Below are 26,682 nucleotides of genomic sequence, written 5' to 3'. Positions count from 1 at the left end.
GGGTCATGCTTTATTATCCAGCATCTTTTTCAGACCATCGAGAGGCGTGCGGCCCACACCGCGGGCAGATGGCACGCAGGAAGCCCGGACTAATAAGATGGCATTGAAATCCCCCGCGTTTCGTAAAAAATTTCCGTTGTTGGTTACCGGCAGTCTGCTGGCCCTGCAACCTCTAGCCACTTCGTTCGTGGTCGCCGCGGAACAGTATGACTGCTCAGTCTCTGCTTCGGGTGCCTGGAATTGTGCGCCAAAATCTCCAGCAGCTGCGCTACCACCTCGCCCCGTCCATGACGGCAGTGCGGCGGTCAGCACGAGCGGCGAGACTCCGGCCGACAGCGGTTCCAGTCAAGACACCGGCGCCAAGACTGTGCTGGTAACCGAATCCAAAGGCCGCGGCCTGAAGTCGCGTAGCGAAGACTACAGTCACCTCGATTGGGTTCCGCGCGAGAAGCTCACTGCAGCGCAATTGGCCGAAACCGGACCTTACTGCGCTGGTTCCTATATCGAACCGATTCGTCCTGGCATGAATGACAAGACGAATAAAAGTGACGCTCCGACCTTTCTCGGCGCCAAAGCCTCTCGCTATAAGCAGGATGAGCAGATCGCAACCCTGGCGGGTGACGTGGTCATGCGTCAGGGCAGCATGCAGGTCGAAGCCGACGAAGCGAACCTCTACCAGGCCGAGAGCCGTGGCGAACTGAGCGGCAACGTCCGTGTTCGCGACAACGGCGCACTGATCGTGGGCGACCACGCCGACGTGCAGCTCGACACCGGTGAAGCCAAGGTCGACAACGCCGAATACGTGATGCACAAATCCCGTATCCGCGGTAATGCGCTGTACGCCAAACGTGCCGAGAACGCGATCATCCGCCTCAAGGATGGTACGTACACCACGTGCGAGCCGGACAGCAATGCCTGGCAGCTCAAGGGCAACAACATCACCTTGAACCCGGCCACCGGTTTCGGTACCGCGACCAATGTGACGCTGCGGGTCAAAGACATTCCGGTCCTGTACACGCCGTACATCTATTTCCCGATCGACGACCGTCGCCAGTCCGGTTTCCTGCCGCCGACCATTGGCACCGGCAGCGATACCGGCTTCATGCTGGTCACACCGTATTACTTCAACCTGGCACCGAACTACGATGCCACGTTGTACCCGCGCTACATGAGCAAGCACGGGCTGTTGATGGAAGGCGAATTCCGTTACCTGACCCCGTCCAGCGAAGGTCAGTTCGGCGCCGCGTACCTCAACGACGAAGACACCGATCGCAGCAAGCAGACCGACTACCAGAAAAACCGCTACATGTATAACTGGCAGCACAAGGGCGGTCTCGACTCGCGTGTTCTGACACAAGTCGATTACACCAAGATCAGCGATCCGTATTACTTCCAGGATCTGCAGACTGACCAGATTGGCGTGGAAAGCACCAGCGACTACGTGAATCAGCAAGGGTCGGTCACCTATCGAGGAGACAGCTACGCCGCTCGCGTGAATGCACAGGCTTTTCAGCTCGCGAGCGTTTCGAACATTACCCCGTATGACCGCTTGCCGCAGATCACTTTCATTGGTCAGTTGCCGACTCATCCTGGCGGCCTGGACTTCGACTACGATACAGAAATCGTACGCTTCGACCGTGATTTGAAGGACGGTAACTTCGTAAACGAAGATGGCACCGTCGAACCGCGTCTTGATAACAACGTTACGGGACTGGCACGTGCCAACGGCGACCGCTTGAATCTAAAACCGGGTGTGAGCCTGCCGTTGGACTGGACTTATGGCTTCGTGAAGCCATCGCTCAAGTACCAGTACACCCAGTACCAACTGGATCTGGACGGTACCGGCAAAAGCCAGATTGACGCGCAAACCGCAGAGCAGCAAAAGCTCAACGGTACCTTCAGCAGCAGCCAGAACCGTGGCGTGCCGATTGCAAGCATCGACAGCGGCCTGTACTTCGATCGCAACACCCAATGGTTCGGCAAGAACTATCGCCAGACCCTCGAACCGCGCCTGTTCTACCTGTACGTTCCTGAAACGGATCAGGAAGACATTCCGGTCTTCGACACCAGCGAATACACCTTCAGCTACGCGTCGCTGTTCCGTGACAACCGTTTCTCCGGCTCCGACCGCGTCGGCGACGAGAACAAATTGTCTCTGGGCGTAACCAACCGCTGGATCGAAGACAATGGCTTCGAACGTCAACGCATCAGCGTCGGCCAGGCCGTGTACTTCAAGGATCGTGAAGTACAGTTGCCGGGCATCGATGCAAAAACCCGCGACGATGCGCAGGCTAATGTCTCGCCTTATGCGCTGGAATACGAATATCGCTGGAACCGCGATTGGCGCACCACGGCCGATTACAACTGGGACCCGGACAGCCGCAGTCCTCGCTCCGGCAGCGCGATGTTCCACTACCAGCCTGAAGACAACCCGAACAAGGTCATCAACGCCGGCTATCGCTATCGTAATGACCAGGTCCGTTACGACCAGAACACCGGTAAATGGTCGGTGGGCGGCGGTGACTACGGTACTCCGGGCACTCCTGGCTACGTGAAGGACTACTACAAGATTGAGCAGCACGATTTCTCGGTGATCTGGCCGATCGTGCCGCAATGGAACGCCATCAGCCGCTGGCAGTATGACTACAACCGTAACCGTACCCTGGAAGCTTTCGGTGGTTTCGAGTACGACAACTGCTGCTGGAAACTGCGCCTGATCAACCGTTACTGGGTCAGCTATGACGAATTCAGTCAGAACGCCCCGGAAAACGAAAAAGGCGACCACGGCATCTTCCTACAAATTGTTCTGAAGGGACTCGGCGGCCTCACCGGCGCCAAAGTAGAGAGCTTCCTCGACAAAGGCATCCAAGGTTATCGTGAACGTGAAGACCAAGCTTTCTGATTGTCTGCGCCCGCTGATGCTGGGCGCGCTGTTCCTGGGTACCGCGGCGAACGCCGCGGTGCAGTCCATCGATAAAGTGGTGGCCATTGTCGATAACGACGTGGTCATGCAGAGCCAACTGGACCAACGCGTTCATGAAGTTCAGCAAACCATCGCCAAGCGCGGTTCTGCCGTACCGCCGGCCGGCGTGCTGGATCAGCAAGTGCTCGAGCGCCTGATCGTCGAAAACCTGCAACTGCAGATCGGCGAACGCTCCGGCATCCGCATTACCGATGAAGAGCTGAACCAGGCTGTCGGCACTATTGCCCAGCGCAATAACATGTCGATTGAACAATTTCGCGCCGCTCTGACTCGCGACGGTCTGTCTTACGACGACGCCCGCGACCAGATTCGCCGCGAGATGGTTATCAGCCGTGTGCGTCAGCGTCGTGTGGCCGAGCGTATCCAGGTTTCCGAACAGGAAGTGAAGAACTTCCTCGCTTCCGACCTTGGCAAAATGCAGCTGTCCGAAGAATTCCGCCTGGCCAACATCCTGATTCCTACGCCGGAAAGCGCCAACTCCGACGCGATTCAGAATGCAGCCAAACAGGCAGATGCGGTTTACCAGCAGCTCAAGCAAGGCGCTGACTTCGGTCAGTTGGCAATTGCCAAATCCGCCAGCGAAACCGCACTGGAAGGTGGTGACATGGGCTGGCGTAAAGCCGGTCAATTGCCACCTCCGTTCGATCGCATGCTGAGCACCATGGCTGTCGGCGACATTACCCAGCCAATGCGCACACCGGGCGGCTTCATCATCCTGAAGATCCTCGACAAGCGTGGCGGTGAGACCCAGGTACGTGATGAAGTGCACGTACGTCACATCCTGGTCAAACCTAGCCCGATCCGCGACGAAGCAAAAACCAAGGCGCTGGCTGAGTCGCTCTACACCCGTATCGAAGCGGGCGAAGATTTCGGCGAACTGGCGAAAAGCTTCTCGGAAGATCCGGGTTCCGCCCTCAACGGTGGCGACCTGAACTGGATCGACCCGAATGCACTGGTTCCCGAGTTCCGCGAAGTGATGGCCAAGACCCCGCAAGGTCAGCTGTCCAAGCCGTTCCAGACCCAATATGGCTGGCACGTTCTGGAAGTCCTTGGCCGTCGCGCCACTGACAGCACCACCCAGGCCCGCGAGCAGCAAGCAATGACCGTATTGCGTAACCGCAAATATGACGAAGAGCTGCAAACCTGGCTGCGTCAGATCCGTGACGAAGCGTACGTAGAGATCAAACTCCCTGGTGCAGACCAGGCAGCGCAGTGAAACCCAAACGTTTCGCGCTGACACCCGGCGAACCGGCAGGCATAGGTCCCGACCTGTGCCTGCTGCTCGCCTCGCAAGCCCAGCCACATCCCCTGATTGCCATTACCAGCCGCGACCTGCTCCTTGAGCGGGCCGTGCAGCTGGGTGTGGTTGTAGATTTGCTGCCGGTAAACCCGGACAGTTGGCCGGATGTACCCGCGCCAGCCAACAGCCTGTATGTCTGGGATACACCGCTGAACGCCAAGGTCACCGCCGGACAACTGGACAAGGCCAATGCGGCTTTCGTCTTGGAAACCCTGACCCGAGCTGGCCAAGGCTGCCTGGATGGGCATTTTGCCGGCATGATCACGGCCCCTGTGCACAAGGGCGTGATCAATGAATCCGGGATCGCCTTTTCCGGGCACACAGAATTTCTCGCCGACCTGACCCATACCGCCCAAGTGGTGATGATGCTAGCCACTCGCGGATTGCGCGTGGCGCTGGTCACCACTCACCTGCCTCTTCGCGAGATTGCCGATGCGATCACGCCGGAGCGTCTGGAACGGGTCACGCGAATCCTGCACGCCGATCTACAAGAAAAATTCGGCATTGCCCGGCCACGCATCCTCGTCTGTGGGCTCAACCCCCATGCCGGCGAAGGCGGACACCTGGGCCATGAAGAAATCGACATCATCGAACCTACATTAGAGCGCCTGCGCGGCGAAGGAATGGACCTTCGTGGCCCCCTGCCCGCCGACACTCTGTTTACCCCCAAGTATCTGGAGCACTGCGATGCAGTGCTGGCGATGTACCACGACCAGGGCCTGCCCGTGCTGAAGTACAAAGGCTTCGGCGCGGCAGTCAACGTGACCCTCGGCTTGCCGATCATCCGTACATCGGTCGACCACGGCACCGCCCTGGATCTGGCCGGCAGCGGCAAAATCGATACCGGCAGCCTGCAAGTCGCCCTGGAAACCGCCTACCAGATGGCCGAGACCCGTTTATGACCGAGCATTACCAACACCGGGCGCGCAAGCGCTTCGGCCAGAACTTTCTGCACGATGCTGGCGTTATCGACCGCATCCTGCGCGCCATTCGTGCCAAGCCTGAAGACCACTTACTGGAAATCGGCCCTGGCCAGGGCGCGCTGACTGAAGGCCTGCTTAACAGCGGTGCCCAGCTGGACGTGGTGGAACTGGACAAGGATCTGATCCCGATCCTCAACCAGCAATTCGCCGGCAAGAGCAACTTCAATCTGCATCAGGGCGACGCACTGAAGTTCGACTTCAACAGCCTGAACGCTGCGCCGAACAGCCTTCGGGTGGTCGGTAACCTGCCGTACAACATCTCTACGCCGCTGATTTTTCACCTGCTGCATAACGCCAGCCTGATTCGCGACATGCACTTCATGCTGCAAAAAGAAGTGGTCGAGCGCCTGGCAGCAGGCCCTGGTGGTGGTGACTGGGGCCGCTTGTCGATCATGGTTCAGTATCACTGCCGGGTTGAGCATCTGTTCAACGTTGGCCCGGGCGCGTTCAATCCGCCGCCCAAAGTCGATTCGGCTATCGTGCGCCTGGTACCTCACGCGGTGCTGCCGCACCCGGCCAAGGATCACAAGCTGTTGGAGCGTGTCGTGCGCGAAGCCTTTAACCAGCGCCGCAAGACCCTGCGCAACACCCTCAAGCTGCTGCTGAGCAACGCCGAAATCGAAGCCGCCGGCGTTGATGGCAGTCTGCGCCCCGAACAGCTCGATCTGGCAGCCTTCGTGCGCCTGGCCGACAAGCTCAGCGAACAAGTCCTACAGACGCCCGCCGCCGACTGACAGGCAATGAGCGTTATCGGGTAGGACACCAGCCTTCATGTCTGGTTTACTACCCGATACTTGGCCTAGACTGATATCCATCAGCTACGCCCCGCGTTCCGCTTCGTTTAAGGCCTCTTGCATGTCCGATCCTCGTTACCAGGTCGACGTCAGCGTCGTCACCCGCTATCTGGCAGAACAATCGCAACCCGAGCAAAACCGCTTTGCCTTCGCCTACACCATCACCGTGCACAACAATGGCGAGCTACCGGCCAAACTGTTGTCACGGCACTGGGTGATTACCGACGGTGACGGGCATGTCGAAGAGGTTCGCGGCGCGGGCGTTGTTGGCCAGCAACCGTTGATCGAGGTGGGCGAGAGCCACACCTACAGCAGCGGTACGGTCATGACCTCCAAAGTCGGTACCATGCAGGGCACTTATGAAATGGTTGCCGATGACGGCAAACACTTCGACGCCATCATCGCCCCATTCCGTCTGGCGGTGCCCGGAGCCCTGCACTAATGGCAACGTACGCCGTCGGCGATCTGCAAGGCTGCCTTCAGGCATTGCAATGTCTGCTCAAGCAAGTCGCCTTCGACCCGACACGGGATCGTTTGTGGCTGGTCGGCGATCTGGTCAACCGTGGCCCGCAGTCGCTGGACACCTTGCGCTTCCTCTATAGCATCCGCGAATCGCTGGTATGCGTGCTTGGCAACCACGACCTGCACTTGCTGGCTGCCGGGAAAAACATCGAACGCTTGAAGAAGTCCGACACCCTGCTCGAGATTCTCGCAGCGCCCGATTCTGCGGAACTGCTGGAATGGCTGCGTCAGCAAAAGCTCATGCACTACGACGAACAGCGCGATGTCGCCCTGGTGCATGCTGGCATTCCGCCCCAGTGGTCACTGCGCAAGGCCTTGAAGTATGCCGCCGAAGTCGAGACGGCATTGCGCGATGACAACCTGTTGCCGCCCTACCTCGATGGCATGTACGGCAACGATCCGGCGAAATGGGACAACGACCTCAAAGGTGTGACACGCCTGCGGGTGATCACCAACTATTTCACCCGCATGCGGTTTTGTACCGCCGAGGGCAAGCTTGACCTCAAAAGCAAGGAAGGCCTCGACAATGCGCCACCGGGCTACAAGCCCTGGTTTCAGCACAAAGAGCGCAAGACCAAGGGCCTGAAGATCATCTTCGGCCACTGGGCCGCTCTGGAAGGCCGATGCAATGAGCCGGGCATCTCGGCCCTCGACACCGGTTGTGTCTGGGGTGGCGCCCTGACCCTCATGAATGTCGACAGCGGTGAACGCCTGTCTTGCAAATGCGACGAGCATGGCCTTGCCCTGCCGCCAGTCGCCACACTCATCCCCGAACCATCGTCAGCCAGCGCCCCGCGCTAGACTGCGCTTTCAGCCGAGCCACAGGAGCCCGCCATGAGCGAATTCAAACGTATCCCCCCGGAACAGGCCCAGGCCCTGCGCGAACAAGGCGCGGTAGTGGTCGATGTTCGCGACCCAGCGACCTTTGCCGCGCTGCACATCGCCGGCTCGAAGCATCTGGATAACCATTCGCTGCACGCCTTCATCCAGGGCGCCGACCTCGACGCACCGACGGTGGTGGTCTGCTACCACGGCAATTCCAGTCAGAGCGCCGCTGCGTACCTCATTAGTCAGGGCTTCTCCGACGTCTACAGCATGGATGGCGGTTTTGAGCTGTGGCGTACGACTTATCCTTCAGAAACGGCGCAAGGCACTTCCGAATAATATTTTTGTAACGCGCAAGCCCCGGCCCCCGCGGGCTCGCGCGGTGGCAGACGAACGGTCTGCCACAACTAATTACGTATCTCGCCTTTACCTCCCGAATTCCCAACTATCCTTAAGCGCAGGCCATCCAAAACAGGGGAGAGCCGGTACACCGGCGCGCGGGTCATCGGGAGTAGCTTTCGGGGTAGTCAGCTTCGAAAGAGTTCTGGGGGGTAAACAGCGACTGCATATTCGGTCGCTGCCAGCATCGACTGAATGATCCGGCGTCGGCTCCACGTATCGAGCGAGGTGACGTCATGAGTATCTTTAGCCACTTCCAACAACGCTTCGAGTCCACACGCCAGGAAGAACTCTCGCTGCAAGAGTATCTTGAGTTGTGCAAAAGCGACCGCAGCGCCTACGCCTCCGCCGCCGAGCGTCTGTTACTGGCCATCGGTGAGCCGGAGTTACTCGACACCTCGGCCAACTCGAGGCTGTCACGGATCTTTTCCAACAAGGTGATCCGCCGCTATCCGGCCTTCGAAGACTTCCACGGGATGGAGGAATGCATTGACCAGATCGTGTCGTATTTCCGCCATGCCGCTCAGGGCCTGGAAGAGAAGAAACAGATTCTTTATCTGCTCGGCCCTGTGGGTGGCGGTAAATCGTCCCTGGCCGAAAAGCTGAAACAACTGATCGAAAAAGTGCCCTTCTACGCGATCAAGGGCTCGCCGGTATTCGAGTCGCCTCTGGGTCTGTTCAACGCCACCGAAGATGGCGCGATCCTCGAGGAAGACTTCGGCATTCCACGGCGCTACCTCAACACCATCATGTCGCCATGGGCTACCAAACGCCTGGCCGAATTCGGCGGCGACATCAGCCAGTTCCGTGTGGTGAAGCTCTATCCGTCGATCCTCAACCAGATCGCCGTGGCCAAAACCGAGCCGGGAGATGAAAACAACCAGGACATCTCGGCCCTGGTGGGCAAGGTCGATATCCGCAAACTCGAAGAATTCCCGCAGAACGACGCCGACGCCTACAGCTACTCGGGCGCACTGTGCCGGGCCAACCAGGGCCTGATGGAATTCGTCGAAATGTTCAAGGCACCGATCAAGGTGCTGCACCCACTGCTGACCGCCACTCAGGAAGGCAACTACAACAGTACCGAAGGTCTGGGGGCAATTCCGTTTACCGGGATCCTGTTGGCCCACTCCAACGAATCGGAATGGCACACCTTCCGCAACAACAAGAACAACGAAGCCTTCATCGACCGGATCTACATCGTCAAAGTGCCGTACTGCCTGCGGGTCAGCGACGAAGTGAAGATCTACGACAAGCTCTTGTTCAACAGCTCCCTGGCCAAGGCTCACTGCGCGCCTGACACCCTGAAGATGCTTGCCCAGTTCACCGTACTCTCGCGCCTGAAAGAGCCGGAAAACTCCAACATCTACTCCAAGATGCGCGTGTATGACGGCGAAAACCTCAAGGACACCGATCCGAAGGCCAAGTCGATCCAGGAATACCGCGACAACGCGGGTGTCGACGAAGGCATGAACGGCCTGTCGACCCGCTTCGCGTTCAAGATCCTGTCGAAAGTGTTCAACTTTGATCCGCACGAAATCGCCGCCAACCCGGTGCACTTGCTCTATGTGCTGGAACAACAGATCGAGCAGGAACAATTCCAGGCCGAAACCCGCGAACGCTATCTGCGCTTCCTCAAGGAGTACCTGGCACCGCGTTATATCGAGTTCATCGGCAAGGAAATCCAGACCGCCTACCTCGAGTCTTACAGCGAGTACGGCCAGAACATCTTCGATCGCTATGTGCTGTACGCCGACTTCTGGATCCAGGACCAGGAATACCGCGACCCGGAAACCGGCGAGATCCTTAACCGCGTAGCGCTGAACGAAGAACTGGAGAAAATCGAAAAACCGGCCGGCATCAGCAATCCGAAGGATTTCCGCAACGAAATCGTCAACTTCGTACTGCGCGCCCGGGCCAATAACAACGGCAAGAACCCGACCTGGCTCAGCTACGAAAAACTGCGGGTGGTCATCGAGAAGAAAATGTTCTCCAACACCGAGGACCTCCTGCCAGTCATCAGCTTCAACGCCAAGGCCAGCAAAGAGGACCAGCAGAAGCACAACGACTTCGTCACACGAATGGTCGAGCGGGGCTACACCGACAAACAGGTTCGACTGCTGTCCGAGTGGTACCTGCGGGTCAGAAAATCACAATAACCCGCTGCCGGTCAGACCGGTTGTCGTCAGCCAGAGGCCTGTGTACGCATTTTCTGTTACACAGACCTCTGGAAGGTGTTCGAAAGTCGGTAGCGAGGTTCAGGCAGCGTCCAAAAGCGCTTGGGGGAGCGTGAACATCCCTTGGCTCGGTGTCGATGCTGCATAACCGCTCGCCCCTTTCAGGACAGCTTCTAAGGAGCAGTCATGAGCTATGTGATCGACCGACGTCTCAATGGCAAGAACAAGAGCACGGTGAACCGTCAGCGGTTTCTGCGGCGTTACCGTGATCACATCAAAAAGGCTGTCGAAGAGGCGGTCAGCCGGCGTTCCATTACCGATATGGAGCACGGCGAACAGATCAGCATCCCCGGTCGCGACATTGACGAGCCGGTGCTTCACCACGGTCGCGGTGGCAAGCAGACCGTCGTGCACCCGGGCAACAAGGAATTCACCAGCGGCGAGCACATTGCCCGCCCGCCCGGAGGTGGCGGTGGCAGAGGCCCTGGCAAGGCCGGCAACTCGGGCGAAGGGATGGACGAATTCGTCTTCCAGATCACCCAGGAGGAATTCCTCGAATTCATGTTCGAGGACCTTGAACTGCCGAACCTGGTCAAGCGCAACCTGACCGGCACTGACACCTTCAAGACCGTTCGTGCCGGGATCAGTAACGAGGGCAATCCGTCGCGGATCAACATCATCCGCACCTTGCGCTCGGCCCATGCACGGCGAATCGCCCTGTCTGGCAGCAGCCGGGCAAAATTACGCGAAGCCAAAGAAGAACTGCTGCGATTGAAGCGGGATGAGCCTGACAACTTCGGCGATATTCAGAAAATCGAAGCAGAAATCGAAAAACTCAGTGCACGCATTCATCGCGTACCGTTCCTCGATACCTTCGACCTCAAGTACAACCTGCTCATCAAGCAACCTAACCCCAGTTCCAAGGCGGTGATGTTTTGCCTGATGGACGTGTCCGGCTCCATGACCCAGGCGACCAAGGACATCGCCAAGCGCTTCTTTATCCTGCTGTACCTGTTTCTCAAGCGTAACTACGACAAGATCGACGTCGTGTTCATCCGCCACCACACAAGCGCCCGGGAAGTGGATGAAGAGGAGTTTTTCTACTCCCGCGAAACCGGCGGCACCATCGTTTCCAGCGCCTTGAAACTGATGCAGGAGATCATGGCCGAACGCTATCCGAGCAATGAGTGGAACATCTATGCCGCCCAGGCCTCCGACGGCGATAACTGGAACGATGACTCGCCAATCTGCCGCGACATTCTGATCAACCAGATCATGCCGTTCGTGCAGTACTACACTTACGTTGAGATCACCCCGCGCGAACATCAGGCCCTGTGGTTCGAGTACGAACGCATCGCTGAAGCCTTCTCTGACACTTTTGCCCAGCAACAACTGGTCTCGGCCGGCGATATCTATCCGGTCTTCCGTGAACTCTTCCAGCGCAGGTTAGTGACATGACCGCCAAAGAGCAGAAGCGCCAACCCATTTCCACCGGCTCCGAATGGACGTTCGAGCTGATTCAGGCCTACGACAAAGAAATCAGTCGCCTGGCGGCCCGCTACGCGCTCGATACTTACCCTAACCAGATCGAAGTGATCACCGCCGAGCAGATGATGGATGCCTACGCCTCCGTCGGCATGCCGCTGGGTTATCACCATTGGTCCTACGGCAAACACTTCCTCAGCACCGAAAAATCCTACTCTCGCGGCCAGATGGGGCTGGCGTACGAAATCGTGATCAACTCGGACCCGTGCATCGCCTACTTGATGGAAGAAAACACCATCTGCATGCAGGCGTTGGTCGTCGCCCATGCCTGCTACGGGCATAACAGTTTTTTCAAAGGCAACTACCTGTTCCGCACCTGGACTGACGCCAGTTCGATCATCGATTACCTGGTCTTCGCCAAGCAGTACATCATGCAGTGCGAAGAGCGCCACGGTATCGACGCGGTCGAGGACCTGCTGGATTCCTGCCACGCCTTGATGAACTACGGGGTAGATCGCTACAAACGCCCATATCCGATTTCCGCCGAAGAAGAACGTCGCCGGCAAAAGGATCGGGAAGAGCATTTGCAGAAACAGATCAACGATCTGTGGCGGACCATTCCAAAAGGTGCAGACAAGTACAGCGACAAGGACAACGCGCGCTTCCCCGCCGAACCTCAGGAAAATATTCTCTATTTCATCGAAAAACACGCACCGCTGCTGGAACCATGGCAGCGGGAAATCGTGCGGATCGTGCGCAAGATCGCTCAGTATTTCTACCCGCAACGTCAGACTCAGGTGATGAACGAGGGCTGGGCCACGTTCTGGCATTACACCCTGATGAACGACCTGTATGACGAAGGCCTGGTGACCGACGGCTTCATGATGGAGTTTTTGACGTCCCACACCAGCGTGGTCTACCAACCCGGCTTCGACAGCCCCTACTACAACGGCATCAACCCCTACACCCTGGGTTTTGCCATGTATCGGGACATCCGCCGCATGTGTGAACACCCTACCGAAGAGGACTACCGCTGGTTCCCTGAGATTGCCGGCACCGACTGGCTGTCGAGCATCAAGTTCGCCATGAGCAGCTTCAAGGATGAAAGCTTCATCCTGCAGTACCTGTCACCCCAGGTGATCCGTGACCTGAAGTTGTTCAGCATCCTTGATGACGACCAGAAGGAGGATCTGCTGGTCCCGGCCATTCATGACGAAGGTGGCTACCGCATCATCCGTGAAACCCTGGCGGCGCAGTACAACCTCGGCAATCGTGAACCCAACGTGCAGATCTACAGCATCGACCGGCGTGGTGACCGCTCGCTGACCTTGCGTCACCAGCAACACGACCGCAAACCGCTGGGCGAGTCCACCGAGGAAGTGCTCAAACACCTGCACCGGCTCTGGGGCTTCGATATTCATCTGGAAACCCTGCAAGGCGACCAGGTGATGAAAACCCATCATGTTCCGCCCAGAGGTGAACACAGTGAAGGGGATTACGGCCGGCTGGACCTGGCTGTCATCCATCTTTGATCTTGTTTGTGCCTCCGGAGGTTCGACGCAAAGGTTATTCTGTCGGGCTAACGGAGGTTTTTTATGCAGATTTATAAAGTCGGCGGCGCGGTACGTGATCGCCTGCTGGGCAAGCCTGTCACCGACATCGACTGGGTTGTGGTTGGCGCTACCACTGAAGAAATGCTCGCCAAGGGCTTTCGCCCGGTGGGTGCTGATTTCCCGGTATTTCTTCACCCAAAAAGCGGTGAGGAATACGCCCTCGCCCGGACCGAGCGCAAAAGCGGACGCGGTTACGGCGGCTTTACCTTTCACGCCAGCCCCGAAGTCACCCTCGAAGAAGACCTGATCCGTCGTGACCTGACCATCAATGCCATGGCCGAAGACGATCAGCAGAACCTGACCGATCCTTACCACGGCCAGCGCGATCTCGAGGCGCGCTTGCTTCGTCACGTTTCCCCCGCGTTCGCCGAAGATCCGCTCCGGGTTCTGCGTGTTGCTCGCTTCGCTGCTCGTTATTCTGGGCTCGGTTTCACCGTCGCGCCGGAGACACTGGAACTGATGCGCCAACTCAGCGAATCAGGCGAACTGGAAGCCTTGACCGCGGAACGCAGCTGGAAGGAAATTTCCCGCGCCCTGATGGAAGATCAGCCACAGGTGTTCATCGAAGTACTGCGCGAGTGTGGCGCTCTCAAGGTATTGATGCCGGAAGTCGATGCCCTGTTCGGCGTACCGCAACCGGAAGCCCACCACCCGGAAATCGACACGGGCGTGCACACATTGAGCGTGCTGGAGCAAGCGGCGCGACACAAACAACCACTCACCGTGCGCTGGGCCTGCCTGCTGCACGACCTCGGGAAGGGACTGACACCTGAGGAGGAATGGCCCCGACACATTGCCCACGAGCACAAGGGCTTGAAGCTGATCAAAGCGGTCAACGAACGCTTCAAGGCACCGAAGGACTGTCAGGAACTGGCTCTGCTGGTGGGCGAATATCACACCCACGGCCATCGCGCCCTAGAGCTGAAGCCGTCGACCTTGCTGGAGTTGCTGCAGAGTTTTGACGTTTACCGCCGGCCGCATCGGTTCGAGGAATTTATCGCGGCGTGCGAGATGGACGCGCGTGGACGTAAAGGGCTGGAGCAACGAAGTTACCCACAGGCTGATTATTTGCGGGGGGCAGCGAATGCTGCTCGGACCGTAGCGGTTCAGCCGTTGATGGAGAAGGGATTCAAAGGGCCGGAGCTGGGTGAGGCGATCAAGCGCGAACGACTCAAGGCGCTGAAGGCTTACAAAGAAGCGGCGTCTGCCTGAAAGCATCGCGGTCAAGTCGGATCGCCGCACCGCTCGCTCCTACAGGGTCAGCGTAGTTCCTGTAGGAGCAAAGCTTGCTCGCGATGGCGCTCGCAAGATCACAACAGATCTGAAGGGGTCAACTGCTCACCGCGCCACTCAAACGCCACCGGCGCCAACACCTGATCAATCTGCGCCTCGCGCCACAACGTCGCAAAGCTCTTGCCTACACCCGGATGCACGCGATCCGGCGCAATCAGCGACAACGGCCACAGCACGAAGGCATTTTTCAGAATTTCTGCCCGCGGCAGGATCAAGCCATCGAAGTTGCCCACCAGGTCACCGAACAGCAAAACGTCGATATCCAGCGGCAAACCTTTGCGGTCCGGCGCATAACGGCCATTGTCCGCCTCGATGAATTTCAGCCGGCGATCCAGCTCCATTAGCGGCAAATCGGTAAAAGCCGATACCACAAAATTGAAGAATGGCCCGCTCTTGATCCCCACCGGCTGGCTTTCGAACACCGCCGAGCAGCGTATATCCACCAGAAAACCTGTCAAGGCTTCCAGGCCAGCCTGCAAATGGGATTCGCGCTCGATATTGCTACCAAGCCCGAGATACACCTGAGTCAGCGACATCCGCGCTCGATCTCCACGCCCACACCACCCGTGGCAGCCGGGATGGCGCCTGGCTTGGTCAGCTTGAGGCGCATCCAGGTGATGTTGAATTCGCTCATCAGGACTTCAGCCAGACGCTCGGCGAAGGTCTCGACCAGCTGGAACTGCGCCTGCTCGGCAAAGGCCTGAATTCGCGACGACACACTGGCGTAATCGAGCGCCAGCGTCAGGTCATCTCCGGCGGCGGCCGGGCGATTATCCCAGGCGAAACTCAGATCAAGACGCAAGCACTGTCGGATGCCTCGCTCCCAGTCGTAGGCACCAATCACGGTGTCGACTTCCAGGCCCTCGATAAACACTCTGTCCAAGCACTTTTCTCCGCTGCACGACAAGGGCGCAATGCGCCGTTAGAATCAGGGCGTCCTCGCCCGGAATAGTTAGCATGTTTTGGTTACTGGCGACCCTCGCCTACCTGCTCGGCTCTCTGTCCTTCGCCATTTTGCTCAGCCGCCTGACCGGTAAACCCGATCCGCGAATGAGTGGCTCGGGCAATGCCGGCGCCACCAACATGTTGCGCCTGGCCGGCAAAAAACTCGCCGTCCTGACCTTGATCGGGGACCTCTTCAAAGGCCTGCTACCCGTACTGATCGCCGGCGTTGCGGGCCTTTCGCTTCAGGAGCAGGCCTGGATCGGCGTCTGTGCCGTCATCGGCCACCTGTTCCCGCTGTACTTTCGCTTCCGCGGCGGCAAGGGTGTCGCCACCTCTGCCGGCATGCTGCTGGGGCTCTACCCGCCCGCCGCACTGCTGGCAGTCTGCGCCTGGCTGCTGACGTTCTACCTGACCCGCACCAGCTCACTGGCAGCCTTGATCGCCACACCGCTGACCCTGCCGCTGCTGGCCTGGCAGGAGCCGGCGGCACTGCTACCCATGAGCGCACTCACGGGACTGATCGTCTGGCGCCATCGGGGCAATCTACGCGACCTATTTGCCGGGCGCGAACGGCATTTTTAAATACCGGGCATGAGCGCCGCTCATCCCGCACATCATCACAGCGCCGACAATTGCTCCATCGGCCAACGCGCCTGCACGCTGATCGCCAGGCTTTCATGCTGACCGGCCTGCAAACGCTGGCAGCCGGCAAAGGCAATCATCGCGCCGTTGTCAGTGCAGAACTCCGGACGGGCATAAAAAACATCGCCCTTCATGTCGCCGAGCATCTTCTCCAGCGAAGTACGCAGTGCCTTGTTGGCGCTGACGCCGCCAGCAATCACCAGACGCTTCATACCGGCCTGTTTCAGGGCACGCTTGCACTTGATGGTCAAAGTCTCCACCACGGCCTGCTGGAACGCCAGCGAGATGTCGCAACGGGCTTGCTCGCTGTCGTCCCCGGCACTGACGCTCTGCTGCCAGGTGTTCAGGGCGAAGGTTTTCAAGCCACTGAAGCTGAAAGCCAGGCCCGGACGGTCGCACATCGGACGCGGGAAAGTGAAACGTCCTGCAACCCCCTGCTCCGCCAGCCGAGCGATTTCCGGGCCACCCGGATAATTGAGCCCCATCATCTTCGCGGTCTTGTCAAAAGCTTCACCGGCGGCATCGTCGAGGGTCTCACCCAAGAGCGTGTATTGACCGATCCCGTCAACCTGAACCAGTTGCGTATGACCACCAGACACCAACAAAGCGACGAACGGGAATTCCGGTGGTTGCGACTCCAGCATCGGCGCCAGTAGATGACCCTCCATGTGGTGCACACCCAGCGCCGGAATACCCCAGGCGAAAGCCAGCGCCTGAGCGCAGGAAGCGCCCACCAGCAAGGCACCGACCAGGCCAGGACCCGCGGTATAAGCGATGGCGTCGATCTCGGTCGGCACACAGTCAGCTTCAGCCAACACCTGACGAATCAAGGGCAGCATGCGTTTGACGTGATCACGCGAGGCCAGCTCCGGCACGACCCCGCCATAGGCGCGGTGCAGGTCGATCTGGCTGAACAGCGCGTCGGCCAGCAGGCCGCGTTCACTGTCATATAATGCGACACCGGTTTCGTCGCAGGAGGTTTCTAATCCCAGTACTAGCATGGGTTTGCGCCTTGTTTAGGCTGAATTCGAAGGCGCGCATAATAGTCGCCACGTGATGCCCCGACCAGCGGTTTTCGATCAGAGGCTTTGCATTCCGAGCGATGAGGGGTTAACATCCGCAACCCTTAAAAACCGACGTCTTCAAGTGCTCTTTTGCCACGAGGATGTTGACCCCGGTAATGAATGAAGGTAGCTCTGGATGCCAGCCGTCAAAGTAAAAGAGAACGAACCCTTCGACGTAGCTCTGCGTCGTTTCAAGCGCTCCTGCGAAAAAGCCGGTGTACTGGCTGAAGTTCGTAGCCGCGAATTCTACGAGAAGCCTACTTCTGAGCGTAAGCGCAAAGCAGCAGCCGCTGTTAAGCGTCACGCCAAGAAAGTTCAGCGCGAACAGCGCCGCGCCGTTCGTCTGTACTAATACACAGACGTTCGTAGCAAGCTTCTGCCAAGCCCGGCCCTCAGCCGGGCTAATGGCATTTGCGGAAAACGCTTGATGCTTCACCGTCAAAGCCGCAGACGCGACCGAGACAAATCTGCTTCACAGCGTCAGACCTGGCTCTTTTGCCAGCGGTGCACGTCTTTTCTGACGAGCCTTCCAAGGCTACTGACGAGCACACCCACTGATTCCTCTCACGACGATCAGCCCAAGGCACCTTCTTGCGTGCCAGCTTATGAGCTATCCGAGGCCATCGACTGGCCGCAGCGGATTTCAGCGCAACACTTTCAAATAGTCGAATACTGATTGGTACTAACGTCAGTGGATTTTCGGCAGATACACTTCCCGACAGCGATTACGCAGACGACACTGGTCGAGCCGCACATTTTGCGCGCCTCAAACAACGACCCGCGCTCAGCCGCCCTTCGTTTCGGATCAATTGCAGCGCAGATGACGAGAACGCCATGGCCGGGCTAATTCCCCAGAGCTTCATTGACGACCTTCTGAACCGCACCGACATCGTCGATGTGGTCAGCTCGCGCCTGCAAATGAAAAAGGCCGGCAAGAATTACACCGCCTGCTGCCCGTTTCACAAAGAGAAAACCCCCTCCTTCAGCGTCAGCCCCGACAAGCAGTTCTATTATTGCTTTGGCTGCGGCGCTGGCGGCAACGCCCTCGGCTTCATGATGGACCACGACAATCTGGATTTCGTCCAGGCTGTCGAAGAACTGGCCAAAGCCGCCGGCATGGAAATCCCCCGCGAAGAAAGCGGACGGCCGCACAAACCGCGACAGCCGACCGATTCGCCGCTCTACCCGCTACTCACCGCCGCCGCCGACTTTTACCGTCAGGCACTGAAAAGCCATCCATCGCGAAAAGCAGCTGTGGATTACTTGAAAGGTCGCGGGTTGACCGGTGAAATCGCCCGAGACTTCGGCCTCGGCTTTGCCCCACCTGGCTGGGACAATCTGTTCAAGCATTTGAGCAGCGACACCCTGCAACAGAAAGCCATGATTGATGCCGGCCTGCTGATCGAGAACGCCGAAACCGGCAAACGCTATGACCGCTTCCGCGATCGCGTGATGTTCCCGATCCGCGACAGCCGCGGGCGAATCATCGCCTTCGGCGGCCGGGTATTGGGCGACGACAAGCCGAAATACCTGAACTCACCGGAAACCCCGGTATTCCATAAGGGCCAGGAACTCTACGGCCTTTATGAAGCACGCAAGAACAACCGCAACCTCGACGAAATCATCGTCGTCGAAGGCTACATGGATGTTATCGCCCTCGCCCAGCAAGGCTTGCGCAATGCTGTCGCGACCCTGGGCACCGCCACCAGCGAAGAGCACTTGAAGCGTCTGTTTCGCGTCGTGCCCAACGTGCTGTTCTGTTTCGACGGCGATCAGGCAGGTCGAAATGCCGCCTGGCGGGCATTGGAGGCAGCGCTGCCGAGCCTGCAGGACGGGCGGCGCGCACGCTTTCTGTTCCTCCCCGAAGGCGAAGACCCGGACACGCTGGTCCGCTCCGAAGGCACCGATGCCTTCCGCGCACGGATCAACCAGCACGCCCAACCATTAGCGGATTATTTTTTTCAACAGCTGACCGAGGAATCGGACCCACGCTCGCTCGAAGGCAAGGCCCACATGGCCACCCTCGCCGCGCCGCTGATCGACAAAGTCCCGGGGGCGAACCTGCGCATCCTGATGCGTCAGCGTCTGACCGAAATTACCGGGCTTAGCGGTGAAGCCGTGAGCCAACTGGTACAAAGCGCACCTCAGGAATCACCGCCGGCGTACGACCCGGGCATCGATTACGACGCCATGCCGGATTACAGCGACTACCATCAGCCGCAGGCACAAGAGATGTATGCGCCGCAGCAGGAATGGACGCCGAAGAAACCCGGCGCCGGCGGCAAAAAATGGGACAAAAAACCGTGGGACAAAAACGGCAAACGCGGCGGTGATCAAGATCAACCCCGCGCGCCACGGGTGCCGGCCGCTGTAGAGCCGCCGACCCTGGCCGCCTTGCGTACGCTGTTGCATCACCCGCAATTGGCCGAGAAAGTCGAGGATGCCGGGCACTTTGCTGCCGAGGATCACACCAACACGCAATTACTGGTGGCCCTTCTCGAAGCCGTACAGAAGAATCCCAAGCTAAACTCATTTCAATTGATTGCACGCTGGCACGGTACGGAGCAAGGACGTTTGCTCAAGGCGCTGGCGGAAAAGGAATGGCTGATTGACGGAGATAACCTTGAACAACAGTTTTTCGACACCATTACTAGCTTGTCAGCCCGCCAACGCGAGCGAAACCTGGAACAACTTCTCAGGAAAGCACGTCAAAGTGAACTGAGTGCCGAAGAGAAAAATCAACTGCGCGACCTATTAAGTCGCAATGTTTCCGCATCAAGCCCGACCTCAACTGGCGCGTGAGGTCATAGCTCAGGTATAATCCTCGGCTTGTTTTTTGCCCGCCAAGACCTTCAGTGGATAGGGTGTTATGTCCGGAAAAGCGCAACAGCAGTCTCGTATCAAAGAGTTGATCACACTTGGTCGTGAGCAGGGTTACCTGACTTACGCGGAGGTCAACGACCACCTGCCGGAGGATATTTCAGATCCGGAACAGGTGGAAGACATCATCCGCATGATCAATGACATGGGGATCAACGTATTCGAGGTTGCGCCAGATAAGGATTCCCTTATGCTGGCCGACGCCGATACCGACGAAGCCGCGGCCGAAGAGGCAGCAGCAGCGTTGGCAGCGGTCGAGACCGACATTGGTCGCACTACCGACCCAGTGCGCATGTACATGCGTGAAATGGGTACGGTAGAGCTCCTCACACGTGAAGGCGAAATTGAAATCGCCAAGCGTATTGAAGAGGGCATCCGCGAAGTGATGGGCGCAATTGCGCACTTCCCTGGCACGGTTGACCACATTCTGTCCGAATACACTCGCGTCACCACCGAAGGTGGCCGCCTGTCCGACGTCCTGAGCGGTTATATCGACCCGGACGACGGCATTGCGCCGCCTGCTGCAGAAGTGCCGCCGCCTGTCGACCCGAAAGCCGTGAAAGCGGACGACGACACCGACGACGATGACGCTGAAGCCAGCACCGACGACGAAGAAGAAGCCGAAAGCGGTCCGGATCCGGTCATCGCAGCTCAGCGCTTTGGCGCTGTCTCCGATCAGATGGAAATCACCCGCAAGGCGCTGAAAAAGCACGGTCGTGGCAACAAGCTGGCAATTGCCGAGCTGGTGCTTCTGGCTGAGCTGTTCATGCCGATCAAACTGGTTCCGAAGCAATTCGAAGGCCTGGTCGAGCGTGTTCGCAGTGCCCTGGATCGTCTGCGTCAGCAAGAGCGCGCGATCATGCAACTTTGCGTTCGTGATGCCCGCATGCCGCGTGCCGACTTCCTGCGCCAGTTCCCGGGCAACGAAGTTGACGAAAGCTGGACCGACGCACTGGCCAAAGGCAAAAGCAAATACGCTGAAGCCATTGGTCGCCTGCAACCGGACATCATTCGTTGCCAGCAGAAGCTGACCGCGCTGCAAACCGAAACCGGTTTGACGATCGCCGAGATCAAGGACATCAACCGTCGCATGTCGATCGGTGAGGCCAAGGCCCGCCGCGCGAAGAAAGAGATGGTAGAAGCGAACTTGCGTCTGGTGATCTCCATCGCCAAGAAGTACACCAACCGTGGCCTGCAATTCCTCGATCTGATCCAGGAAGGCAACATCGGTTTGATGAAAGCGGTAGACAAATTCGAATACCGCCGCGGCTACAAGTTCTCGACTTATGCCACCTGGTGGATCCGTCAAGCGATCACTCGCTCGATCGCCGACCAGGCCCGCACCATCCGTATTCCGGTGCACATGATCGAGACGATCAACAAGCTCAACCGCATTTCCCGCCAGATGTTGCAGGAAATGGGTCGCGAACCGACCCCGGAAGAGTTGGGCGAACGCATGGAAATGCCTGAGGACAAGATCCGCAAGGTATTGAAGATCGCTAAAGAGCCGATCTCCATGGAAACCCCGATCGGTGATGACGAAGACTCCCATTTGGGTGACTTCATCGAAGACTCGACCATGCAGTCGCCAATCGATGTCGCCACTGTTGAGAGCCTTAAAGAAGCGACTCGCGAAGTTCTGTCCGGCCTCACTGCCCGTGAAGCCAAGGTTCTGCGCATGCGCTTCGGTATCGACATGAATACCGACCACACCCTCGAGGAGGTTGGTAAGCAGTTCGACGTGACCCGTGAACGGATTCGTCAGATCGAAGCCAAGGCGCTGCGCAAGCTGCGCCACCCGACGAGAAGCGAGCATTTGCGCTCCTTCCTCGACGAGTAACAACAACCCCCCCGGCCCAGGCCGGGGGTTTTGCTTTTATACAGATTAAATCCCCCGCACCTCCCCCCCTCCGAATTGCCCGTCTACACTCGAAACATTCCCCGAGCCATAACGAGACCGTTATGCCCAGACTGCCGACCGTGCTTTTTTTGCTGTCGCTATTGACCTGGACCGCAACGGCTGGCGCGCTGACTCTGACCGACGAAGAACGTAGCTGGCTGGCGGCTCACCCGGACTTGCGCCTGGGTGTCGATGCGTCATGGCCACCCTTCGAGTTTCGCGACGATCAGGGCCGCTATCAGGGCCTTGCAGCAGACTATATCGAACTCATCCGTCAACGCCTGGCCATCAAGCTCACGCCCATCGAGCCCGTCAGCTGGACCGTCGTCCTGGAGCAAGCCAAACAAGCCAAACTGGACCTGTTGCCCGGCATCATGTCGACCCCGGAGCGCCAGACTTACCTGTCATTCACCCGCCCCTACCTGGACTTTCCGATTGTCATCCTGGCCCATGTCGGAGGCCCCCAGCCACGCAAACTCAAAGACTTGTACGGTCTGAAAGTCGCCGTGGTGGAAAACTACGCACCCCACGAGCTGTTGCGCACCCACAATCCCGACCTCAATCTGGTGGCGATGCCTAACGTCAGCTCAGCGCTGCAGGCGCTGGCTACCGATGAAGTGGATGCGGTGGTCGGCGATCTCGCCTCCAGCGTCTGGAGCCTGCGTCAGCTCAAGCTCGACGGGCTCTACGTCAGCGGCGAAACCCCCTATCGTTATCAATTGGCAATGGGCGTGCCCCGGAACAACAAGGTACTGGTCGGTATTCTGGATAAAGTCCTGGCGGACATGACCCCGGACGAAATCAATGAGATTCAGGAGCACTGGATCGGCAACGTCCTCGATCATCGAACATTCTGGAACGATCTGCTGGTTTACGGTCTACCGGGATTGCTGCTGCTGATCATCGTGCTGGCGATGGTTATCCGGGTCAACCGCCGGCTGAGTTCAGAAATTGCCCGCCGGGTCGACCTGGAGCAAGAACTGCGCAGCAGCGAATACCATTACCGCGGGCTGGTGGAGAGTCTTTCGGCCATCGCCTGGGAAGCGCAGATCAGCGATTTCACCTACAGCTATGTGTCCCCCCATGCCGAGGATCTGCTCGGTTACCCCTTGTCTCATTGGCTGATTCCGGGCTTCTGGCGCAACATTATCCACCCGGCCGACCTGACCCGCGCCCAGACCTTCTGCGATCACGAAGTACTGGCCGGGCGCGATCACAGCCACGATTACCGGGTCATCACCGCCGATGGCCGCTGCATTTGGGTGCGCGATATCGTCAGCCTGATCGAGCACGGCCATGAACCGGTGATGCGCGGACTGATGATCGACATCAGCGAAGCCAAGCGCACCGAAGAAGCGTTGCGCCTGTCGGAACAGAAGTTCGCCTCGGTGTTCCAGCAATGCCCGGACATTCTGGTCATCGCGCGACTCTCCGACGGCTGCCTGATGGAGGTCAACGAAGCGTTCGAAGAACAGATCGGTCTCAAGGCCGAAGACGTCATCGGCCAGACGGCCACCGACCTGAACATCTGGGGCATACCCGGCGTCGGGCCGGGCTTGTTGCAACGGTTGCAGGCCGGCAGCATCCGTAACCTGGAGATGCCCTTTCGCCGCAACAATGGCCAAGTGTTTACCGGCCTGATCTCCGCTGAGCCGTTCGATCTCGATACAACCCCTGCGCTGGTAGTGGTCGTGCGGGACATCAGCCAGCTCAAGGAAACCCAGAAACAGCTGCAAACCTCCGAAGAGAAATTCGCCAAGGCCTTCCATGCCTCCCCCGACGGCTTGCTATTGTCCCGGCAGAGCGACGGTTTACTGATTGAGGTCAACGAGGGTTTCAGTCGCATTACCGGTTTCAACAGCGCGATGTCCGTGGATCGCTCCGCTCTCGAACTGGGAATCTGGGTCAATCTCAACGAACGCAAACAGATGCTCGATCTGCTGCACCGGGACGGTTTCGTCCGCGACTTCAGTTGCCATATACGCCGCAGCGACGGACAGATCCGCCTCTGCGAGGTGTCCAGCCGTCCGCTACCGATCGGCGATGAAGATTGCATGCTGACCATAGCCCGGGACATCACCGAGCGACACCTGATGCAGGAGAAACTGCAACAGGCCGCCACGGTATTCGAGAGCACCGCCGAAGGTGTATTGATCACCGACACTCAACAGCACATCAGCGCGGTCAACCGTGCGTTTACCGAAATCACCGGCTACAGCGAGAGCGAAGCATTGGGCCACACCCCTCGCCTGCTCGCCTCGGGCCTGCACGACAGCGCGTTTTATGCCGCCATGTGGCATCAACTGACTGCCGAAGGCCATTGGCAGGGCGAAATTTCCAACCGGCGCAAGAATGGCGAGCTCTATCCGAGCTGGCTGACCATCAGTGCGGTGCGCAACCGGGACAGATTCGTCACCCACTTTGTCGCGGTGTTCGCGGACATTTCCAGCCTCAAACATGCCCAGGCCAAGCTCGATTACCAGGCACACCACGACCCGCTGACCGGGCTGCCAAATCGCACGCTGTTCGAGAGCCGACTGCTGACCGCGCTCAACAACCAGCAGGAAAACGGCGGCCAGGGCGCGGTGCTGTTCCTGGACCTGGACCGTTTCAAACACATCAACGACAGCCTGGGTCACCCGGTCGGCGACCTGCTGCTCAAGGGCATTGCCGTGCGCCTCAAGGAGCAGTTGCGCGACATCGACACCGTGGCGCGACTGGGCGGCGACGAATTCATCATCCTGCTGCCCGGGCTGCAGCAATCCAGTGACGCCGACAACATCGCGACCAAGTTGCTCAATTGCTTTGGTGCACCGTTCCAGGCTGGCGAACATGAGTTTTTTATCAGCGCCAGTATCGGCACCAGCCTGTATCCCAAGGATGGCTGCGACGTCGCCACGCTGGTCAAGAACGCCGATGCGGCGATGTACCGCTCCAAGGCCAAGGGTCGCAACCGGGTCGAAAGCTACACCCGCGACCTCACTGCTCAAGCCAGCGAGCGAGTGGCACTGGAACATGAGCTGCGACGCGCGATCGAGCGCAACGAACTGCACCTCCATTATCAACCGAAGATCAGCCTGGTCGACCATCGCCTGGTCGGCGCAGAAGCGCTCATTCGCTGGCGTCACCCGACCTTCGGCGATGTGCCGCCGGAGCACTTCATTCCGCTGGCCGAAGAAAACGGCATGATTCTGCAAATCGGCGATTGGGTTCTCGAAACCGCCTGCCGGCAGATGTTCGAGTGGAATCAGGTTTACGAACCCGTCGGCCCGCTATCGGTCAACCTCGCGGGCGCTCAATTGCGTCAGCCGAACCTGCTCGGCCGGATTGAACAATTGCTCAAGGACAACCGCCTCAAACCCGGTTTCCTGCAACTGGAAATTACTGAAAACTTCATCATGAGCCAGGCTGAAGAGGCGCTGGCAGTGCTGCATCAACTCAAACACCTGGGCGTGCAACTGGCGATCGACGACTTCGGCACCGGTTACTCGTCCCTGAGTTACCTCAAACGTCTGCCGTTGGACATTCTCAAGATCGACCAGTCTTTCGTCCGCGGCCTGCCGGATGATCCCCACGATGCAGCCATCGTTCGCGCCATCATCGCCCTGGGCCGCAGCATGCAATTCACCATCATTGCCGAGGGCGTGGAAACCCTCGCACAGCAGCAATTCCTCGCTGCCGAAGGCTGTGAACAGATCCAGGGCTACATCGTCAGCCTGCCCTTGCCACCGGAAGAATTTGCCGCGACGTTTCTTCGTATAGCCATTTCAGACTTTTCGGATAGCACAGCCGAGAAACCGTCGCTATAATCCGCGGCCTACTGAGGGCCTATAGCTCAGTTGGTTAGAGCAGAGGACTCATAATCCTTTGGTCCACGGTTCAAGTCCGTGTGGGCCCACCAAACAAGAAAGCCGCGCAATGCGCGGCTTTTTCGTGTCGGTTGGAATACTCAATCGCGACGAGCGCCTGCCGAAACATCACTCAGTTGGCGAAATTCTCGATCCTGATCTGACCCTCAGGAAAGGTCGCGATAATTTCCAGTTCGCCGCCCATGGCGCGGATGTAGTTTCGCAAGGTGCTGATGTACATGTCTGTGCGCCGCTCCATTCTGGAGATCGCTGCCTGGTTGACGTGCAGCGTCTTGGCCAGCGTTTCCTGACTCAACTCCTGGGCCTTACGCAGCTCGTGCAGAGGCATTTCTTTCAGGTGCTGCTGGAACAACCGATCTGCGTTAGCGCGAGACTCCGGCGTCATGCGAGCTTGAAGTTCAGCAAATTTTTTAGCCATCGTTGCGGCCCTCTTTACGCAATGTTTCCAAATGGTCGTCATACAATGTTTCCGCCTGCGGGACATGCTCGTCATACCAACGGTTTCGACCGGTTTTGTCCCCTCCGATTAAAAGTAACGCGCATCGGCGTGGATCAAACGCATAGAGCACACGATAAGGTCGACCCGCATGCAGGACCCGCAACTCTCGGAGATTGCCCAGTCGTGAGCCTTTAATATCGCTGCTATGCGGGTAACGCAGACCCGGCCCGAAAAACCCCAGCAGATCGACGCTTGCTGAAACCGAGGCTTGCTCCTTTGCATCCAACCCCTCCCACCAACCTTCAAATTCATCGGTGTATTCAATCTCCCAACCCATACCAATATGCCACCCAAGGAATATGACCTCAAGGGAATAACTCTAGACTTTAACGGCCGTGCGGCCACCTTGATTGCCAATGAAATTGTTAACGAGGGTTTCTGGTGGATGTGGGTGTTCAGTGCCTGGCGTTTAGTTGTGTTTACTTAAGGTGTCGAAATATCGGATGACGCCCGCAGACCTTGTAGGCAAACTCCGAAACTTGCATTTGGGGCACTTTGCCGCCTTGTTG

The 26,682-nt window shown here is 58.3% G+C and carries 21 protein-coding genes and 1 tRNA gene; 17 read left to right on the top strand and 5 right to left on the bottom strand.

Features of this window, described 5'->3' with window-relative positions; all coding sequences use genetic code 11:
• Nucleotides 1-97 precede the first annotated feature (97 nt).
• The 11 genes from CKW16_RS03545 to CKW16_RS03495 all read left to right on the top strand — a co-directional run bounded on the left by CKW16_RS03545 (nt 98) and on the right by CKW16_RS03495 (nt 14,293).
• Entirely contained in the window at nt 98-2,902 is a 2,805-nt protein-coding gene (locus CKW16_RS03545; RefSeq protein ID WP_095127219.1) for an LPS-assembly protein LptD, read from the top strand.
• The gene (surA, locus tag CKW16_RS03540; protein WP_141232701.1) at nt 2,883-4,199 is read left to right on the top strand and encodes a peptidylprolyl isomerase SurA; all 1,317 of its coding nucleotides are present in this window, start codon (nt 2,883-2,885) and stop codon (nt 4,197-4,199) included. Before CKW16_RS03545 ends, surA begins: the two co-directional genes overlap by 20 nt.
• Complete coding sequence (gene pdxA, locus CKW16_RS03535; RefSeq protein WP_095127218.1) at nt 4,196-5,185, top strand: 4-hydroxythreonine-4-phosphate dehydrogenase PdxA; 990 nt, start codon at nt 4,196-4,198, stop codon at nt 5,183-5,185. Before surA ends, pdxA begins: the two co-directional genes overlap by 4 nt.
• Nucleotides 5,182-6,000, top strand: coding sequence for a 16S rRNA (adenine(1518)-N(6)/adenine(1519)-N(6))-dimethyltransferase RsmA (gene rsmA, locus CKW16_RS03530; protein ID WP_056741305.1), 819 nt, complete (start codon nt 5,182-5,184; stop codon nt 5,998-6,000). Before pdxA ends, rsmA begins: the two co-directional genes overlap by 4 nt.
• Nucleotides 6,001-6,121: 121 nt before the next feature.
• A complete protein-coding gene (gene apaG, locus CKW16_RS03525; protein WP_008147202.1) occupies nt 6,122-6,502 on the top strand; it encodes a Co2+/Mg2+ efflux protein ApaG in 381 nt (126 codons plus the stop codon).
• Nucleotides 6,502-7,383 carry a symmetrical bis(5'-nucleosyl)-tetraphosphatase gene (locus CKW16_RS03520; protein WP_095127217.1) on the top strand — a complete coding sequence of 294 codons (882 nt, stop codon included), beginning with the start codon at nt 6,502-6,504 and terminating at the stop codon, nt 7,381-7,383. The genes apaG and CKW16_RS03520 overlap by 1 nt, the downstream gene beginning before the upstream one ends.
• Before the next feature lie 33 nt (nt 7,384-7,416).
• Nucleotides 7,417-7,746, top strand: a complete 330-nt coding sequence (glpE, locus tag CKW16_RS03515) for a thiosulfate sulfurtransferase GlpE (RefSeq protein WP_095127216.1) — start codon at nt 7,417-7,419, stop codon at nt 7,744-7,746.
• A 296-nt stretch (nt 7,747-8,042) separates the two neighbouring features.
• Nucleotides 8,043-9,965, top strand: a complete 1,923-nt coding sequence (locus CKW16_RS03510) for a PrkA family serine protein kinase (protein ID WP_033056218.1) — start codon at nt 8,043-8,045, stop codon at nt 9,963-9,965.
• Between the two features lie 204 nt (nt 9,966-10,169).
• Nucleotides 10,170-11,441: a YeaH/YhbH family protein gene (locus tag CKW16_RS03505; protein ID WP_095127215.1), complete on the top strand. Its 1,272-nt coding sequence runs from the start codon at nt 10,170-10,172 to the stop codon at nt 11,439-11,441.
• Nucleotides 11,438-13,000 (top strand): SpoVR family protein, encoded by a 1,563-nt coding sequence (locus tag CKW16_RS03500; protein ID WP_008147197.1) that lies wholly within the window; start codon nt 11,438-11,440, stop codon nt 12,998-13,000. The genes CKW16_RS03505 and CKW16_RS03500 overlap by 4 nt, the downstream gene beginning before the upstream one ends.
• Nucleotides 13,001-13,063: 63 nt before the next feature.
• A complete protein-coding gene (locus tag CKW16_RS03495) occupies nt 13,064-14,293 on the top strand; it encodes a multifunctional CCA addition/repair protein (RefSeq protein WP_095127214.1) in 1,230 nt (409 codons plus the stop codon).
• 98 nt (nt 14,294-14,391) lie between these two features.
• Here the strand turns inward: CKW16_RS03495 and folK are convergent, their stop codons facing one another.
• Nucleotides 14,392-14,910 (bottom strand): 2-amino-4-hydroxy-6-hydroxymethyldihydropteridine diphosphokinase, encoded by a 519-nt coding sequence (gene folK, locus CKW16_RS03490; protein ID WP_095127213.1) that lies wholly within the window; start codon nt 14,908-14,910, stop codon nt 14,392-14,394.
• Entirely contained in the window at nt 14,901-15,257 is a 357-nt protein-coding gene (gene folB, locus CKW16_RS03485) for a dihydroneopterin aldolase (protein ID WP_008008297.1), read from the bottom strand. The genes folK and folB overlap by 10 nt, the downstream gene beginning before the upstream one ends.
• Before the next feature lie 74 nt (nt 15,258-15,331).
• On the opposite strand from folB, the gene plsY reads away from it, so the two are divergent.
• Complete coding sequence (plsY, locus tag CKW16_RS03480) at nt 15,332-15,901, top strand: glycerol-3-phosphate 1-O-acyltransferase PlsY (RefSeq protein WP_095127212.1); 570 nt, start codon at nt 15,332-15,334, stop codon at nt 15,899-15,901.
• Between the two features lie 35 nt (nt 15,902-15,936).
• Here plsY and tsaD read toward each other — a convergent pair whose 3' ends face one another.
• On the bottom strand, nt 15,937-16,962 hold the full coding sequence (gene tsaD, locus CKW16_RS03475; protein ID WP_046045367.1) for a tRNA (adenosine(37)-N6)-threonylcarbamoyltransferase complex transferase subunit TsaD: 1,026 nt from the start codon (nt 16,960-16,962) through the stop codon (nt 15,937-15,939).
• Nucleotides 16,963-17,161: 199 nt separating this feature from the next.
• Here tsaD and rpsU point away from each other — a divergent pair, with 199 nt between their 5' ends.
• From rpsU to CKW16_RS03445, 5 genes are all read left to right on the top strand, one after another.
• Nucleotides 17,162-17,377, top strand: coding sequence for a 30S ribosomal protein S21 (gene rpsU, locus CKW16_RS03470; protein ID WP_002551877.1), 216 nt, complete (start codon nt 17,162-17,164; stop codon nt 17,375-17,377).
• A gap of 482 nt (nt 17,378-17,859) precedes the next feature.
• Nucleotides 17,860-19,827, top strand: a complete 1,968-nt coding sequence (gene dnaG, locus CKW16_RS03465; protein ID WP_095127211.1) for a DNA primase — start codon at nt 17,860-17,862, stop codon at nt 19,825-19,827.
• Nucleotides 19,828-19,894: 67 nt separating this feature from the next.
• Entirely contained in the window at nt 19,895-21,745 is a 1,851-nt protein-coding gene (rpoD, locus tag CKW16_RS03455) for an RNA polymerase sigma factor RpoD (protein ID WP_008147190.1), read from the top strand.
• Nucleotides 21,746-21,867: 122 nt separating this feature from the next.
• Nucleotides 21,868-25,614: a bifunctional diguanylate cyclase/phosphodiesterase gene (locus tag CKW16_RS03450; RefSeq protein WP_095127210.1), complete on the top strand. Its 3,747-nt coding sequence runs from the start codon at nt 21,868-21,870 to the stop codon at nt 25,612-25,614.
• A gap of 15 nt (nt 25,615-25,629) precedes the next feature.
• Nucleotides 25,630-25,706 (top strand) — tRNA-Ile (locus CKW16_RS03445).
• An 80-nt stretch (nt 25,707-25,786) separates the two neighbouring features.
• Here CKW16_RS03445 and CKW16_RS03440 read toward each other — a convergent pair.
• Both CKW16_RS03440 and CKW16_RS03435 read right to left on the bottom strand, forming a co-directional pair.
• Nucleotides 25,787-26,092 (bottom strand): XRE family transcriptional regulator, encoded by a 306-nt coding sequence (locus tag CKW16_RS03440; RefSeq protein ID WP_095127209.1) that lies wholly within the window; start codon nt 26,090-26,092, stop codon nt 25,787-25,789.
• A complete protein-coding gene (locus CKW16_RS03435; RefSeq protein ID WP_095127208.1) occupies nt 26,085-26,450 on the bottom strand; it encodes a type II toxin-antitoxin system RelE/ParE family toxin in 366 nt (121 codons plus the stop codon). Before CKW16_RS03435 ends, CKW16_RS03440 begins: the two co-directional genes overlap by 8 nt.
• Between the last annotated feature and the right edge of the window lie 232 nt (nt 26,451-26,682).

Source organism: Pseudomonas sp. Irchel s3h14, from assembly GCF_900187425.1.
Classification (GTDB): domain Bacteria; phylum Pseudomonadota; class Gammaproteobacteria; order Pseudomonadales; family Pseudomonadaceae; genus Aquipseudomonas.
This window is presented reverse-complemented; position numbering and strand designations above follow the sequence as displayed.

What these genes read in the sequence shown, in the direction of transcription:
- CKW16_RS03450 (WP_095127210.1), top strand. Translation starts at nt 21,868, where the DNA reads ATGCCCAGACTGCCGACCGTGCTTTTTTTGCTGTCGCTATTGACCTGG.
- CKW16_RS03435 (WP_095127208.1), bottom strand. Translation starts at nt 26,450, where the DNA reads ATGGGTTGGGAGATTGAATACACCGATGAATTTGAAGGTTGGTGGGAG.
- CKW16_RS03505 (WP_095127215.1), top strand. Translation starts at nt 10,170, where the DNA reads ATGAGCTATGTGATCGACCGACGTCTCAATGGCAAGAACAAGAGCACG.
- plsY (WP_095127212.1), top strand. Translation starts at nt 15,332, where the DNA reads ATGTTTTGGTTACTGGCGACCCTCGCCTACCTGCTCGGCTCTCTGTCC.
- rpsU (WP_002551877.1), top strand. Translation starts at nt 17,162, where the DNA reads ATGCCAGCCGTCAAAGTAAAAGAGAACGAACCCTTCGACGTAGCTCTG.
- CKW16_RS03510 (WP_033056218.1), top strand. Translation starts at nt 8,043, where the DNA reads ATGAGTATCTTTAGCCACTTCCAACAACGCTTCGAGTCCACACGCCAG.
- folK (WP_095127213.1), bottom strand. Translation starts at nt 14,910, where the DNA reads ATGTCGCTGACTCAGGTGTATCTCGGGCTTGGTAGCAATATCGAGCGC.
- tsaD (WP_046045367.1), bottom strand. Translation starts at nt 16,962, where the DNA reads ATGCTAGTACTGGGATTAGAAACCTCCTGCGACGAAACCGGTGTCGCA.
- rpoD (WP_008147190.1), top strand. Translation starts at nt 19,895, where the DNA reads ATGTCCGGAAAAGCGCAACAGCAGTCTCGTATCAAAGAGTTGATCACA.
- CKW16_RS03440 (WP_095127209.1), bottom strand. Translation starts at nt 26,092, where the DNA reads ATGGCTAAAAAATTTGCTGAACTTCAAGCTCGCATGACGCCGGAGTCT.
- rsmA (WP_056741305.1), top strand. Translation starts at nt 5,182, where the DNA reads ATGACCGAGCATTACCAACACCGGGCGCGCAAGCGCTTCGGCCAGAAC.
- CKW16_RS03500 (WP_008147197.1), top strand. Translation starts at nt 11,438, where the DNA reads ATGACCGCCAAAGAGCAGAAGCGCCAACCCATTTCCACCGGCTCCGAA.
- CKW16_RS03545 (WP_095127219.1), top strand. Translation starts at nt 98, where the DNA reads ATGGCATTGAAATCCCCCGCGTTTCGTAAAAAATTTCCGTTGTTGGTT.
- apaG (WP_008147202.1), top strand. Translation starts at nt 6,122, where the DNA reads ATGTCCGATCCTCGTTACCAGGTCGACGTCAGCGTCGTCACCCGCTAT.
- dnaG (WP_095127211.1), top strand. Translation starts at nt 17,860, where the DNA reads ATGGCCGGGCTAATTCCCCAGAGCTTCATTGACGACCTTCTGAACCGC.
- glpE (WP_095127216.1), top strand. Translation starts at nt 7,417, where the DNA reads ATGAGCGAATTCAAACGTATCCCCCCGGAACAGGCCCAGGCCCTGCGC.
- CKW16_RS03495 (WP_095127214.1), top strand. Translation starts at nt 13,064, where the DNA reads ATGCAGATTTATAAAGTCGGCGGCGCGGTACGTGATCGCCTGCTGGGC.
- CKW16_RS03520 (WP_095127217.1), top strand. Translation starts at nt 6,502, where the DNA reads ATGGCAACGTACGCCGTCGGCGATCTGCAAGGCTGCCTTCAGGCATTG.